This is a genomic window from Acinetobacter sp. RG5, assembly GCF_031844265.1.
In the GTDB taxonomy this organism is placed as follows: Bacteria; Pseudomonadota; Gammaproteobacteria; order Pseudomonadales; family Moraxellaceae; genus Acinetobacter.
In genome coordinates, this window is record NZ_JAUZUV010000012.1 from 1 (window position 1) to 14402 (window position 14402).

General features: G+C 44.8%; 13 protein-coding genes. 5 read left to right on the plus strand and 8 right to left on the minus strand.

Annotated elements, in window-relative coordinates; translation table 11 throughout:
* Positions 1-41: 41 nt before the first annotated feature.
* Entirely contained in the window at positions 42-263 is a 222-nt protein-coding gene (gene infA, locus Q9R21_RS10715) for a translation initiation factor IF-1 (RefSeq protein WP_001284370.1), read from the minus strand.
* A 231-nt stretch (positions 264-494) separates the two neighbouring features.
* On the opposite strand from infA, the gene Q9R21_RS10720 reads away from it, so the two are divergent.
* Positions 495-1502, plus strand: coding sequence for an AraC family transcriptional regulator (locus Q9R21_RS10720; RefSeq protein ID WP_129717912.1), 1008 nt, complete (start codon positions 495-497; stop codon positions 1500-1502).
* 92 nt (positions 1503-1594) lie between these two features.
* Here the strand turns inward: Q9R21_RS10720 and truA are convergent, their stop codons facing one another.
* The 5 genes from truA to asd form a co-directional block, all read right to left on the minus strand.
* Complete coding sequence (gene truA / locus Q9R21_RS10725; protein ID WP_213686446.1) at positions 1595-2392, minus strand: tRNA pseudouridine(38-40) synthase TruA; 798 nt, start codon at positions 2390-2392, stop codon at positions 1595-1597.
* Positions 2393-2406: 14 nt separating this feature from the next.
* The gene (locus Q9R21_RS10730; RefSeq protein ID WP_311204452.1) at positions 2407-3375 is read right to left on the minus strand and encodes an asparaginase domain-containing protein; all 969 of its coding nucleotides are present in this window, start codon (positions 3373-3375) and stop codon (positions 2407-2409) included.
* A 47-nt stretch (positions 3376-3422) separates the two neighbouring features.
* Positions 3423-4739 (minus strand): fimbrial protein FimV, encoded by a 1317-nt coding sequence (locus Q9R21_RS10735; RefSeq protein ID WP_311204453.1) that lies wholly within the window; start codon positions 4737-4739, stop codon positions 3423-3425.
* Between the two features lie 66 nt (positions 4740-4805).
* Positions 4806-6392, minus strand: a complete 1587-nt coding sequence (locus tag Q9R21_RS10740; RefSeq protein WP_311204454.1) for a hypothetical protein — start codon at positions 6390-6392, stop codon at positions 4806-4808.
* Between the two features lie 120 nt (positions 6393-6512).
* Positions 6513-7631, minus strand: coding sequence for an aspartate-semialdehyde dehydrogenase (asd, locus tag Q9R21_RS10745; RefSeq protein ID WP_004647391.1), 1119 nt, complete (start codon positions 7629-7631; stop codon positions 6513-6515).
* A gap of 188 nt (positions 7632-7819) precedes the next feature.
* Here asd and Q9R21_RS10750 point away from each other — a divergent pair, with 188 nt between their 5' ends.
* On the plus strand, positions 7820-8950 hold the full coding sequence (locus Q9R21_RS10750; RefSeq protein ID WP_005245920.1) for an endonuclease/exonuclease/phosphatase family protein: 1131 nt from the start codon (positions 7820-7822) through the stop codon (positions 8948-8950).
* Between the two features lie 323 nt (positions 8951-9273).
* On the opposite strand, the gene Q9R21_RS10755 is transcribed toward Q9R21_RS10750, so the two are convergent.
* Positions 9274-10209 (minus strand): lauroyl acyltransferase, encoded by a 936-nt coding sequence (locus Q9R21_RS10755; RefSeq protein ID WP_114541281.1) that lies wholly within the window; start codon positions 10207-10209, stop codon positions 9274-9276.
* 107 nt (positions 10210-10316) lie between these two features.
* Complete coding sequence (locus tag Q9R21_RS10760) at positions 10317-12221, minus strand: ATP-binding cassette domain-containing protein (protein ID WP_114541280.1); 1905 nt, start codon at positions 12219-12221, stop codon at positions 10317-10319.
* A gap of 33 nt (positions 12222-12254) precedes the next feature.
* On the opposite strand from Q9R21_RS10760, the gene Q9R21_RS10765 reads away from it, so the two are divergent.
* The 3 genes from Q9R21_RS10765 to Q9R21_RS10775 all read left to right on the plus strand — a co-directional run bounded on the left by Q9R21_RS10765 (position 12255) and on the right by Q9R21_RS10775 (position 14392).
* Positions 12255-12500 (plus strand): SlyX family protein, encoded by a 246-nt coding sequence (locus Q9R21_RS10765; protein ID WP_004278477.1) that lies wholly within the window; start codon positions 12255-12257, stop codon positions 12498-12500.
* 367 nt (positions 12501-12867) lie between these two features.
* A complete protein-coding gene (locus Q9R21_RS10770) occupies positions 12868-13872 on the plus strand; it encodes a hypothetical protein (RefSeq protein WP_311204455.1) in 1005 nt (334 codons plus the stop codon).
* Between the two features lie 70 nt (positions 13873-13942).
* Positions 13943-14392: a hypothetical protein gene (locus Q9R21_RS10775; RefSeq protein ID WP_004647398.1), complete on the plus strand. Its 450-nt coding sequence runs from the start codon at positions 13943-13945 to the stop codon at positions 14390-14392.
* Positions 14393-14402 lie beyond the last annotated feature (10 nt).

Genomic DNA, 14402 nt, shown 5'->3' on the forward strand with positions numbered 1-14402 from the left:
ATAAAAAAGCCACTAAAAGTGGCTTTTGCTTACGCTAAAACTTAGCGTGCACGATATGTGATACGACCTTTAGTCAAATCATAAGGTGTCATTTCAACCTTCACACTGTCGCCCGTTAAAATACGGATATAGTGTTTACGCATTTTACCAGAGATGTGGGCAATCACTTCGTGACCGTTCTCTAAACGTACACGGAACATAGTATTAGGAAGCGTCTCGGTGACAACGCCTTCGAACTCGATGAGTTCCTCTTTATTGGCCATAGCCTACCTGAATGAATAAATTGGAAAGGCGCAAATTATAGTCAATTTTTTTGCAAAATACAAGACGAAACGGGCGTTAGACTGATCATCTGCCAGTAAAATAGGCGAACTGTCACGATAATTTTTTTAACTAAAAAGACACCTGTTTCTGTTGTCAGTTTGGTCAATCACAGTTAATCTAAAATTAATCTTTTTAAGTATAAATGAAGTACATACAAGGAAGGCTTTTGAGTGAGTCAGCTAACGGATGCATCAGTCGTATTGCGTTTAGGCTATCAGGCGATTCGTCGTGCGGGGTTGCCAACAGAAGAACTTTTGACCAAAGCAGGAGTGGCTTTAAATCAGGTGGAAGCCAATGACCGTACCCCGCTGAGTGCCCAATATGCCTTTTGGGTGGCGGCAGAGGAAGTCAGCAAGGACCCGGACATTGGATTGCATCTGGGTGAGCACCTGCCACTTTATCGTGGTCAGGTCATTGAACACCTGTTTGTTTCATCTGAAAATTTTGGTGAGGGACTGAAACGTGCTTTGGCTTATCAGCGACTGATCAGCGATGCCTTTGCTGCCAAATTAGTGATTGAAGATGATCGCTGCTATTTAACCAATGGTGAACAGCCTTTTGCTGAGAGTCTGGTCAATCGTCATTTTACTGAATGTGCTATGTCAGGCGTACTTCGTTTCTTTAAATTTATTACTGAAGGACGTTTTGAACCGATTTATATCGATTTTAATTTTTCTAAAGGGGCACCTGATGATGAATATTTCCGGGTTTATGAGTGTCCGGTCAGTCTAGGTCAGAAAGAAACCCGTTTGTACTTCGATCCGACTATCCTGGAATATCCGCTGTGGCAGGCTGAACCTGAGCTGTTGCAGCTGCATGAGCAACTGGCGATTGAAAAATTACAGGAACTGGCAAGATATGATCTGGTCGGTGAAGTCCGTCGTGCGATTGGCTCTACTTTGGAGAGTGGTGAAACCACACTGGAAACTGTAGCAGCACAACTGAATATCACGCCACGCCGTTTGAGAACGCAACTGAGTGAGGCACATACCAGTTTTCAGCAGATTCTCTCGGATTATCGCTGTCGTCTGGCCAAGCGTTTGCTGGCGAGTACCAATGAGAGCGTCGAGCGGATTGTCTATCTGACCGGTTTTTCTGAGCCAAGTACCTTCTATCGTGCCTTTAAACGCTGGACCAATGAGACGCCGGTGGAATATCGGAAACGGAAGCAGCGTTAAAAATCCCTCCTAACCTCCCTTTAAAAAAAGGGAGGAATTCCCCTCCTTTTAGGAGGGGTTAGGGGAGGTAAATATTCTAAAAAATTTAAAAACTATTCCGGCATATTCAGCCAGTGCGGACCTAAGGGTAATTCAGGTAATTCAAACTGCGCTGGATAGTCGGCATGAATAAAATACAAACCATCTGCTGGCGCAGTCACACCAGCAGCTTTACGGTCTTCTGCCGCGAAAATATTATCAATATGATCGGCAGCATACATGCCCTGACCAATTTCCAATAAACATCCCATGATATTGCGCACCATATGGTGCAGAAAGCCATCGGCTTGAATATCCAATACCAGATATTGACCATGCTGAATCAGGTGGCAATGGCTGACATGACGAACGGGCTGATTGGACTGACAGGCTGCGGCGCGGAAGCTTTCAAAGTTATGCGTGCCTTCAAACTTTTTCGCGGCGTATATCATCTGTTCAACATCAAGCGGTGCATAGACATGGGTGACCTGTTTATGCAGCAATGCCGGGCGTACAGGGTGGTTGTAGACCACATAGCGATAGCGGCGCGCCTGTGCCTTAAAACGGGCATGGAAGCTGTGATCCATTTCTTTGATCCACTGGATCGAGATGTCTTTAGGGAGTTGGCTATTGCAGCCCATCAGCCAGCCACGTTCAGAACGCACGGCATCCGTATCAAAATGTGCCACCATGTTGGTCGCATGTACCCCGGCATCAGTGCGGCCGGCACCCTGTAGGCTAATCGGTTGATCGGCAACTCGGCTCAGGACCCTTTCAATGGTTTCCTGTACGCTTGCAACTCCCGGCTGTTGAGTCTGCCATCCCCGATAATGCATCCCACAAAACTCAATTCCCACCGCAAAACGCTGCATAATGACCTCAAACCTTATTGATCGTACCAATGACGATGCCATTGCTCTACAGTGTCGTATTGTAAATACATTTTCAGGGCTTTTGCATACAGATCCGCATGTCCATAACTTTCATTCAGCAAAATTTTGCAGTGATTGACCCATTCGGCAATAGCATAGCGCTGATCCGTCGCACCAAAAGGCACTTGGGTGGTCAAGACGGAAATGCAGCCCTGCTCATAGAGTTGATCAATGAGCGCAATCATGGTGTCATTGACCGCCAGGTTGCCAGTGCCAAAACCTTGCAAAAATAGAAAATGCGGTGGTCGAGCCAAGAGGTTGTTCAAGTTATTCAGCTGCTGAGCCAGATCAATCGGCTGCATCATGATGCTCATGCAGTTGAATTCAGCCGCTTTCGCAATATCTTCTACCTTGACCTGATAACACGGTTGATGGGTCTGGATTGCGATATTGGCCTCAAGACCGGAAAAGGCATTTAACTCAGTAGTATGCTGTTTCAGTGCAGTTTGCGCATGTAGCAGCTGATGATGGAATGCCAGATAGACTCCAGCGCTACATTCGCTGATGGAATCTAGTGCAAATTTCAGGTTATCCAGGGCATCACTAAATTCACGCTGTTCATTGCCTTGAGCATTCAGCAACGGATATTGGCTACCGGTCAGCACCACATGCGCCGAGTTTCCAATAAAATGTGCCAGTACTGCACTGGCATAACTCAGCGTATCTGTACCGTGAATAATCACAAAATGCTGGATTTGCCGCGATTGCAATTGCTGAATAAACTGTACCAGTTGCAACCAGTCGGTTGCTGTGCAGGCACTACTGTCCTTAATGGCGGGTGCATGGTGGCATTCTACAAAATACTGCTCTGCAAGTATCTGTTCGAGTTTTGGAATAAATAAATCAGCAGGCATCGGTGCAAGAGGGTCTCCCACGCAGCCGAATGTGCCACCCATATAAATTAATGCAATATTTTTTATCATAAAAAAAGCAGCCAATTATTGACTGCTTTAGTGTAAAACGAAATGCATCAAGATGCGATTTGATTCAGTAATTGCTCTGCGCGTTGCTGTTGTTCAGGAGTATATTCAGCTTCTCGCTCGGCAATGATTTCGCGGGCAGCGGCATAAGCACCGAGTTGAATATATTGCTGCGCAAGATCAAGATTGAGACTCGCTTCATTAACATCCAGTAATTCCGGGAAAGATTGTACGAGTGGATCATGCTGGTCTACGGCTACCTGAGCTGGCGTAGCAGGAAGATCGAAACTCATCGCTGTTGCAGCATGTGCTTCTGGCGTGGTTTCTAAATGATCTAATTTAAAATCCATGCCTGATAGATTAGTTTGTGTAGCTGGCTCTGCCACAGGTGCTGCAACTGTCAAGCTAGACAGATCAAACTCAGTCGCTGGCACTGCAGTTTTTTCAGCTGCTGGTACGGGTGTGTCAAGTGAGAATGAAAAATCTAGAGGCTTGATTTCTTCACTCACAGTTGGTGCTGTTTCTACTGGAGCAGGCTGTTCCAAATCCAGTTTAAAGTCTAAGACAGGTGCCGTTTCTGTTGCTGCTGTAGTTTGAATATCTGTAGATGTACTCTGAAATTTAAAATCTACAGAAGGAGCAGCAGGTACAGGAGCCTCTTTAGCTTTTGGTGTTTCTACTGGGGGAGTCTTTGGTTCAAAATTAAATTCAAGTGGCTGAATATCTGCTACAGGTTCTACAGGGGTAGCCGGTTTACTTGGTTGAAAGTCTTGTTGCAATTGTTCAAATGCCAGTTCATTTGAAGGAGCCGGTGCAACCAGATCGGCAAAGGCATCTGAAGTTGAAGCAGCTTCCTGCGCAGAAGAAGTTTTAGGCTGGGCACTTGGAAAATCAATGGTCTCTTTTACAGCAGATGAAGATTTTTCAAATTCACGCTGTTTCGCTTCAGCTTGCGCCAGAATCTCATCTAAATGCAAAGAACGGATATGGTTGAGCAGCTGTGAAATTGCAAACTCATCTTTTTGTAAGATATGAATATCCAATAACAATAGATAGAGTTCATGCTGGGAATTATCCCGATTCAGTGCCTGGTTAATCTGTGCTTCGGCCGCAAAAAAATTACGTTCTTGAATCAGGCCTTCAATTTTCTTGCGTGTTTCTGCTGATAATGGCGTTGCTGATTTTTTTGTGACCCCGACTGGCTCCACCACCTTGGTTCTTTGTGGGGCAGCTTTTGACGCAGAACCAGGTTTTTTTGCTTTTACCGTTTTAGTTTTTGCTTTATCTGATTCTTGAGCATCTTGTCGTTTTTTAAAGACAATTAATACGATGATCAATATCACTAATGGAATCACATAAATCAGCATGTTTTACCCCTTGGGGATAGAGTAGTTTAAGTTCGCCTATCCCAATAAATCGTCATGTGTAACTTTTTAATTAATTGGCTTCTTATCTGCTTGTTGGGCTTTGAGCTGTTGTTGTAGCTGGGCCAGACGCGCATTTAATAACTGAATTCTGTGATCCTTCTGATTGAGTGCCAATTCTAATTCAGTTACGTTTCTCTGTAATTTAACGGTTTTTTCTCGGGCTGTCATAACTTTTAATGACAATTCCTTTGATGTTTGATTGCGTTCTGTGTTCTGGTTTGCAGAAACTTGCCCGGAATCGCGCTGGTTCTCAGCCACTAGGCTCATTTCTGCCTGATTCAGGCGGTATTTAGTCTTGCCAGTAGGCTTAGACGGTAGCTCGGTTTGCTTTGCCGCAGTGACTTTAATGGGCGCAGGTGCAGGATGAGTCGTATTTAAGTTCAATGCAGCACCCTTGCGTAGACGATCGGCATTTCCTCCGATAAAGGCATGCTCATTGTCTTTTTTGATTTGCTGCATGACTTCGTTGACCGGGCGCTGCTGCTGTTCGGCAATTCGTGAAGCAATCCCCCACAGTGACTCATTGGATTGAACGACATAAGTAGGTGAAGTTTGATTTGAAGCTACTTTGACTGGTTGAGCTTTTGCAGTCACTGGAGCCGGAGTTTTCACCGGATTGGCTGATCCAGTTGATTTTCTGGCTTGCTCCTCAGCAAACTTCTTCACCAATGGATCACTAGAGGCAGTTTGATGATCAGAATGGGACTCTACAGCTTTCTGCACATCTGCTTTATTTGATGCTGATGCACTTTGATTTGCTGGTATCGTACTGGTTGGTTTGTTTGTAGTCGAGGCTGCTGCAGGAGCCGGCGATGCAAGAGTTGCTTGTGAGGTCTTTACTGAATCTGAAAGCGCCGGTGCAGTTTTAACTGGGGCTGGAGTATCGGGTGCAGTTACAGCCTCGCTTTTCAGTACAGGCGTAATCGCTTGAGCCTGAATCGCTGGAGTTGATGCCATTACAGCTGGCGCAAATGCAGTTTTTGGAATAGAAGTGTTCGATAATGTCGGTGGTGCTGTGCGTTGCAATGCCAACGGCTTTTCTAGAGCCGGTGGCTTATTTAAGGCTGTGGAGGCTGCCGTATTGTAATGGCTACTTACGGGTAAGTTGAGTGCAATATCTTTTTCACTGACGACGACAACTGGTGCAAGCGGACGTTCATTCTGTTTGAGACTAGCTTTTAATAAATCGGTTTTAGCTTGTAAGGGTGTACGAATATGTTGCAGCCGTGCGGCATTGCCTTCCTTGATTTTGACAATAATATTCAGCTCGCGCTCTGTCATGGGGCGAGAAGAAGTAATGGTAATAACCCCGGTACCATTATTGCTGCGCCGAGTAAAAAAGTTCAGATGACCAGGTGGCTGATGCGATGCACCAATTGACATTAAATCTGCAGGTGAAGCCAGACTGACTTCAATCGGCAGATTGATATCAGACTGCCGAAAAGTCATTTCTGCATAGAGTAATTCCCCAGGGGCAGACTGAATCTGAACCGGATCTACATTAATCGCATAAATGTTTTGTGAAGCGACAATGGCTAAAATGGCAAGCTTTAATTTGTTATATACAGTCATCTTAATCGTGAGCTCAGTCATTATCGCATAGCGAAAATTATAGATTAACGGGATGTTTGTTTTTTGTAAAATACTTACGCAATAGTTACATAAAAAAGCCGATCAATAAAGATCGGCTTTTGGCTTTATATCCAAAGGATATTAAGCATTTTTATAATCAATCAGAATACGCAGCATACGGCGTAATGGCTCGGCAGCACCCCAAAGCAACTGGTCACCTACAGTGAATGCACCCAGATATTCTTTACCCATGTTCAGCTTGCGCAGGCGGCCGACTGGAACGCTTAAAGTACCTGTTACAGCAACAGGCGTCAGATCAGTCATCGATGCTTCACGAGTATTTGGAACCACTTTAGACCAGTCATTGGCACGTGCAATGATGTCTTCGATTTCATCCAAAGGTACATCTTTTTTCAATTTCAGGGTTAATGCCTGAGAGTGACAACGCATGGCACCAATACGCACGCAGTGACCATCAATTGGCACGATCTGCTGGTTGCCCAGAATCTTGTTGGTTTCAACCTGACCTTTCCATTCTTCTTTCGACTGGCCGCTTTCCAGTTGCTTGTCGATATAAGGAATGAGTGAACCAGCCAAAGGAACGCCAAAGTTTGCAGACGGGAAGCCTTCACCACGTTGTAATTCAGCAATTCTAGAGTCGATATCCAGAATTGGAGAACGCGGATCATCTAGCAACTCTTTGGTATTGTTATATAAATAACCCATACCATTGATCAGTTCACGCATGTTTTGCGCGCCCGCACCAGAAGCGGCCTGATACGTCATTGACGTTGCCCATTCCACCAGATTGTTCTGGAACAGACCGCCCAAGCCCATCAGCATCAAGGAAACCGTACAGTTACCACCGACAAAAGTCTTGGTGCCTTTGACTAGACCATCTTTGATCACGTGCATGTTCACCGGATCAAGTACGATGATGGCTTCATCATCCATACGTAAAGTCGATGCTGCATCAATCCAGTAACCGTTCCAGCCTTCAGCTTTCAGTTTCGGGAAAACTTCAGAAGTATAGTCGCCACCTTGACAGGTAATAATGACATCCATTTGCTTCAGACTGTTAATGTCTGATGCATCCATAAGTGCTGGGGCGGTCTTACCGCCAAATGCCGGCGCTTCACCGCCTGCATTACTGGTAGAGAAATAGAATGGCTCAAAATGAGCAAAATCATTCTCTTCAACCATACGTTGCATAAGGACGGAACCAACCATCCCGCGCCAACCGACCAGACCTACTTTCATGTCACTTTGCCTCGGTGCGTTAAAAAATCAAAAGGGATTCGAGTGTACCAAAAAGGGACTCAACTGCAAGAGCTACACAATCAAAACATCAATATTCTTGAGAGAAATATCTGCTTTATGATACATACAAAATTGATAACGTCATTTTTCTTTTAGAAAAAATAATAACTTAATTAAGAGCGCAGTTTATGATATGGGTTATCCAAATTCTGGCAATCATTGTCATTTGGTTAAGTTTTTGGTCACTGATACCACGCGATGAATGGTGGATTCGGGGTGCGGATTTTCCACGCTTACAAATTCTGGTATTGGGCTTTATCGCCTTTATTCTTTTTCTCCTGGTTGATCATCCCTGGAACTGGTTGAATCAGCTGCTTTTTATCGGTCTGATGGCAGCTTTGGCCTATCAGTTGAAAATGGTATTGCCCTATACCTTTATCTGGAAAAAACAGGTCAAGCAGGTCAAGCATGATCAGCTGGATCCGCAACGTCAGATTTCCCTGGTCGTTTCCAATGTACTTACTACCAATACCAAATATCATTTACTGATCGAGCAGATCCAGATTCATCAGCCAGATCTGGTTTTGACTCTGGAAACCGATCAAAACTGGCAAAATGCACTCTCGGTGATTGAAGCTGATTATCCTTATCGCGTGCCTGTGCCTTTGGATAATCTGTATGGCATGCATCTATATAGCAAGCTCGAACTGAGTGAAACTGAGGTTAAATTTATTCTGAGTGACGAAATTCCCTCAATTCATACTACAGTGATTTTACGCTCGGGACAGCCAGTACAGCTCTACTGTCTGCATCCCAAACCACCCAGCCCGACCGAGGCCAAGGATTCTACCTTGCGTGATGCTGAACTGCTGATTGTCGGTGATCAGATTAAGGATCTGGATGAAAGCTGTATCGTCATGGGCGATCTGAATGACGTGGCCTGGTCACGTACCACACGCCTATTTCAACGCATTAGTGGGCTGCTAGATCCGCGGGTAGGGCGTCATTATGTGAATACTTTTCACGCAGATTATCCTTTTTTTCGCTGGTCGCTGGATCACGTCTTTCACAGTACCGATTTTGCCTTGGTACATATGGAACGTTTACCGCATGTAGGCTCTGACCATTTTCCGGTCTTTCTGGTTTTACAAACCGGTCGGGTATTCGAGCATATTCAGGAAGAATTAGAACAAACTGATGAAGATGAGCAAGAAGCACAAAAAGCTATTGAAGAAGGCATTCAGAAAGCAGAGAAAGAGGAAAAAATAGTCACTGATGAAGTTGCTATGGCATATAAAGAAGGAGGCAAAATCTCTTAGCTTTTTAGAAGAAAAGTGTACGATATTGCTTACAACAGTTTCCGCTTCTTGCGAATGGGCAGGGGTTAGGAATCTGGGTATTCTAGGTTTATCAGCACAGGGAGTCGAGAAAGGATATTCTCATAAGGAAGACGAAGCTGAATGAAAACATCATGGATATGATGCTGAAAGGGAAATCACAAAAAAGCAGAACGAATTATAATATGTGAAAGCACAACCTCATTAACCCGAGTTTTACAGGATGTAGAGCTCGGGTTAAATTATTTCAATTACTTAAACATGATTTTAAGCTATAGCCCTTCAAATTCCGTGATCAAATCGATTTAGTAAATTGATTTATAACCTTCAGGGCGAGTCTTAAAACGGCGGTGGAACCACATATATTGGGTCGGTGCGATGCGCAACTGCTGCTCAATCACCCGGTTCACGCGAGTGGCATCTTCAACTTCATTCTCACTAGGGAAGTTTTCCAGTGCCGGTTCAATGAGCACATGGTAGCGCGGATTGTTAATATCGCCATGACGGTAGAAATATAAAGGAATTGCAGCCGCTTTGGTCATTTTCAGTAAACGGCGATGTGCGGTTACAGTCGCCGCAGGCACGCCAAAAAAAGGTGCCATCACGCCTTGTTTTAAACCATAATCCTGATCCGGACTGTACCAGATCGCATGGCCATTTTTCAGGTTACGTACCAGACCGCGCATATCATCATGGTCAATCTGATTGGCATAAATTGTGGCGCGACAACGGTAAATCAGCATGTCCAAAAGTGGATTATTCTGCGGACGATAGACTACATCCGGTTCAAAATATTGTGCGCAAAGATAACCACCCGCATCGAGCAAAGTTGAATGCGTGCCTAATAACAGCATGCCTTGGCCTGCGGCTTGTGTCTTCTGAATATGTTCCAAGCCTTCAATACTGACGCGGCCCTGAAACCATTTCGGACTGTACCAGGCATTCAGCGTCTCAAACACCCCCAGCATTTGATCGATAAATACCTGACGGGCATTGTCCTGTACCTGCTTTTCAGACCATTCGGGAAAGCAGACTTCCAGATTACGCAGCGTGGTTTCACGGCGTGATTTCAAGTATTTAAAAGAAAGGTGGCCCAGCAGGGACGCCAGACGATGCTGAATGGCCCAAGGTAAGATCGCCAGAATCATCAGGAAAATAATGCCTAGCCATTTGCCCCAATATTGAGGTAACAGGAATGACCATTGAAATTCACCGGGTTGATATGCAGGCTGAGTACTCATAAAACAATTTAGGGCCAAAAGATTAAATGCAGTCTAACAGAGAAGATTATTGAAATAAAAAAGCATCTGTACGAATACAGATGCTTTAGTAAAAGCTCGGGGAATATTTAGCCGTTACTTAGGTTGTCCAGTTCTTCCCAACGCTCTAATTTTTCCAGTAACAGCTCATCAATTTCGGATAAACGGTTAGAAAGTTTCAATGCTTTATCGGAATCAGTCACAAATAAAGAGCCATCAGCCAGTTGTGCGTTGATCTCGGCCTGCTCTTTTTCCAGTGCTTCCATTTCAGCAGGAAGTTGCTCGAGTGCACGCTGGTCCTTGTAGCTAAGCTTAACTTTTTTGGCAGCGACCGGTGCCGCCTCGGCTTCTGCTTTGGCTATGGCTTTTTTCACGGCACTTTTTTGGTCAACCACGGTTTGATCCGGACGTTGTTCAAGATAATCCTGATAACCGCCAACATATTCGTCAATATTGCCCTTACCATCAAAGACCCAAGTGGATGTTACCACGTTGTCCATAAAGGCACGGTCATGCGAGATCAACAGCAGGGTGCCTTTGTAGCCACCCAGCATCTCTTCCAGTAACTCTAAAGTCACCATATCCAGGTCGTTGGTTGGCTCATCCATCACAATCAGGTTCGATGGTTTCAGCAACAGTTTCGCTAGCAGGATACGGTTGCGCTCACCACCTGACAAAGCTTTGACTGGTGTACGGGCACGTTCTGGCGAAAACAGGAAATCTTGTAAATAACTATAGATATGACGACGGTTACCATTCACATCCACGTGGTCAGAACCTTCTGAGACGTTATCTTTAACAGATTTTTCCAGATCCAGCGCATTACGGAGCTGGTCGAAATAGGCCACTTCTAACTGCGTACCGGTCTTCACCGTACCGCCATGTTCTAGCTCGCCCAGAATGGCTTTAATGAGGGTAGTTTTACCGACACCGTTATCACCGACCAGACCGATACGGTCGCCACGGAGGACAAGTGCAGAGAAGTTGTTGATGATCGGTGCATTGTCACCGAATTTCACACTCAGGTTCTCAATTTCAAACACCAGTTTGCCGGAACGGTTGGCATCCTGAGTCGCCATCGTCACTTTACCTTGTTGCGAACGACGTGCTCTAGATTCTTCACGTAATGCTTTTAGGGCACGGACACGACCTTCGTTACGGGTACGACGGGCTTTAATCCCTTGACGGATCCAGACTTCTTCCTCAGCCAGCTTTTTATCGAACAGCGCATTTTGCTTTTCTTCAGCTTCCATTTGCTGGGCTTTCAGGTCTAGATAACGTGAATAGTTACCTTCATAACTACGCAGTTGACCACGATCCAGTTCAACAATACGGGTAGCAATGCTATCGACAAAGGCACGGTCATGCGAAATGAACAATAGGGTCAAATTATTTTGATCGAGCAGGAATTTTTCCAGCCATTCGATACTTTCAACGTCTAAATGGTTAGTCGGTTCGTCCAGTAACAGCACATCGGGTTGGGTAAGTAAAGCACGTGCCAGTAGTACACGACGCTTACGACCACCAGATAAATCGGCAAGATCTGCATCCGGGTCCAGGCCCATTTTGCTTAAAATCGAATTGACTTTGGTTTCCAGCGCCCAGCCATCCAGCTGATCCATTTTGTGTTGCAGGTTGCCCATACGATCACAGGCGTCCATGTCACCGAGTACACAGGCTTCACTGGCAGCATGATAAGCACGCAAAACTTCCGATGCTTCACCGGCACCATCTGCCACGATATCAGCCACTTTACCTGAATCCATCGGTACATCTTGCGCCAGCATGGAAATAGTAATGCCGTTTTGTAATGAAACTTCGCCGTTGTCAGGCAGTAAACTTCCTTCAATCAGCTTAAGTAAGGTAGACTTACCCTCACCATTACGGCCAATCAAACACACTCGTTCGCCGCGTTCCAAGTTAAAATTCGCGCCGTCGAGCAGGGCGGGTCCACCAAACGCAAGTTGGACATCCCTAAGGGTAATATAGGCCATAATGTTTCCTGAAATCCCCAATGAGGACTTTAAATGACTAAACAACAAAATCTAAATGATCAGGCGTCATTTTCCGCACCCATTGAAGATTTGCAAGTGCGAATTGCATTTTTAGACGATTTAGTTGAACAGTTGAATGATCAGGTGGCCAAACAGACCCTGGAAATTGCTGATCTGAAAAAGCAAATGACGCTGTTATATCAACGTGTTGAGTCTTCAGATCTGTCTGAAGGCATTGCAGAATTTGATCCGGTTGCAGATCGCCCACCGCATTATTAATTTGCAACCAATGATTTAATCAACAACAACCCTTAGCTGATCTAAGGGTTTTTTATTGAAAAATAAAAATGAGCCAATCGATAAGATGTTAAAAAGAGAAATATTATTTTTTTGAATTGGCTTTTAAATTGCATTAAATCCGCATATAAAAGTAATAAAGCGTAGCGTGATGATCAAGTGCAAAAGAATTTTCCTGTTGAAAACAAACATTCACGCTTACAAACAGATTTCTTGCCGGCATTTCATAAAATGCAGTTTAGCTCTCTGCCGAAACAGGCCTGCACCCATTCAGTCCTAAAATTATTTGACCTTTCACTCACTTCCTACTCTAATACCGGCTCTCAGGTACATTCCGGAATTGCGTCCCATGCACCCAAAAGTTATTCTACTCGACCTCGAAAATAATTTCCCCACAGCCAAGTTAATGCGTGAGATTGTGGCGCACTATTCGACTTTATATCTGTTTAGCTGTGCCGGAAAATTTGAATTCTCCTTAGAGGACTTAACCGAGCTTGCCGGCTGGATTAGCAGTGGTCAGGTGGTGGTGCTGGACACGCCTGAATCGCCACAAAAAGAATATGAGTATGCAGTCATTGTCGGTCAGCTTATGGCGCTACTGGAGCCAGAAACCGAGGTTGAATTGATCTCGGCGATGGACAGCTGCGAGATGTTGCAGCAGATGCTGCAGGCTTCTGATATTCCGTGTCACCTGATTCAGATTCAGCCTGATGAGACAAGCATTCCAACAGATCAGCCTAAAAATCATCTTCCGAGTCTGGACGCCATCAAGAACAAACCCGCCTTGCAGCTGGTGAAAAAATACTGTGATGCTTTAGGGAAAATGAGTGGCAAACCGAATACGGTGGAAACCCTAAAAAACTCAGTGGCGAATATTCTGCAAGTGATGCCGGTAAAAGCTCAGCATGTGGTCGGCATGTTGATTAACCTGAAAATTGTCAAACGCTATGATGAGCAAATCAGCTTCCGAAAAAAAGTCCTGAAACAATGGCTGCAGCTCAATCTGGATGAACAAAGCCCGGTTAAAAATCCGAAACTGGATCAGGTCATTTCCCAACTACAGGCAGATGAAGTTCCAGTTGAATCTGAATCGTTCCAGTCACCAATCCAGTCGGCACAGCAAGACCTGTTCAAGAATTTTGGCCGGATCGATCCGGTCCAACTAGAAGTGGCGCGTAAACTGCGTGAATTGCAGGGCGACAAACCTAAAGACATTTATGAACTGCGTGATTTACTGGAACAGTTATTTCCAAAATCGGACATCCGCTTGCTGCTGAAAGAACTGATCGAGAAAGGTTATATTTACTGGAATGGTCACGAAATTTTATATAGTCATGAAATGTTCCTGAATTAATTTTATCGTGCAAACTTGCGTTTTATATTCTGCTTATGCAACTCTAATAATAGAACATAAAGGTTGAACTATGGAAAACACTGGAATCTGGGTGACGGTGGTCATCATCATTTTCGTCATAGGGTCGATTTTCGGGTTGCGTGTAAGTCCCCGAGAAAAAGCTCTGGGCCTGATGCGTGACAAAGCCCGTAAAATGGGTCTGCATCCACGTCTGGTGGTGGCACCGGACTGGACCAAAATTCCCAAGGCGACTGAAAGTCGTGCCAGTATGGTCGCGTACTACAGTGTACTGATGCCAGATGCGCGTTTGCCCTTGATGCGCGCCCGTGTTGTCGATAATAAACTCGAAATCGTGCAGGGTGATGAGAAATTTAAAGATTTTCCCATTGCATTAAAAGGCATTTATGCTATTGATATGCAGGCCAACTGTGTCGGCATGTACTGGGATGAAGAAGCTGATTTAAGAGCGACCCAACTCGACGACATCAAAGCACTGTTACACGCTTTGGCTGAACTTTAATTTAGAAATA

Excerpts from the sequence above, each read along its gene's own strand:
- Q9R21_RS10775 (WP_004647398.1), top strand. The coding sequence starts at position 13,943 with ATGGAAAACACTGGAATCTGGGTGACGGTGGTCATCATCATTTTCGTC.
- Q9R21_RS10740 (WP_311204454.1), bottom strand. The coding sequence starts at position 6,392 with ATGACTGAGCTCACGATTAAGATGACTGTATATAACAAATTAAAGCTT.
- truA (WP_213686446.1), bottom strand. The coding sequence starts at position 2,392 with ATGCAGCGTTTTGCGGTGGGAATTGAGTTTTGTGGGATGCATTATCGG.
- Q9R21_RS10735 (WP_311204453.1), bottom strand. The coding sequence starts at position 4,739 with ATGCTGATTTATGTGATTCCATTAGTGATATTGATCATCGTATTAATT.
- Q9R21_RS10755 (WP_114541281.1), bottom strand. The coding sequence starts at position 10,209 with ATGAGTACTCAGCCTGCATATCAACCCGGTGAATTTCAATGGTCATTC.
- Q9R21_RS10750 (WP_005245920.1), top strand. The coding sequence starts at position 7,820 with ATGATATGGGTTATCCAAATTCTGGCAATCATTGTCATTTGGTTAAGT.
- Q9R21_RS10770 (WP_311204455.1), top strand. The coding sequence starts at position 12,868 with ATGCACCCAAAAGTTATTCTACTCGACCTCGAAAATAATTTCCCCACA.
- infA (WP_001284370.1), bottom strand. The coding sequence starts at position 263 with ATGGCCAATAAAGAGGAACTCATCGAGTTCGAAGGCGTTGTCACCGAG.
- Q9R21_RS10765 (WP_004278477.1), top strand. The coding sequence starts at position 12,255 with ATGACTAAACAACAAAATCTAAATGATCAGGCGTCATTTTCCGCACCC.
- Q9R21_RS10730 (WP_311204452.1), bottom strand. The coding sequence starts at position 3,375 with ATGATAAAAAATATTGCATTAATTTATATGGGTGGCACATTCGGCTGC.
- Q9R21_RS10760 (WP_114541280.1), bottom strand. The coding sequence starts at position 12,221 with ATGGCCTATATTACCCTTAGGGATGTCCAACTTGCGTTTGGTGGACCC.
- asd (WP_004647391.1), bottom strand. The coding sequence starts at position 7,631 with ATGAAAGTAGGTCTGGTCGGTTGGCGCGGGATGGTTGGTTCCGTCCTT.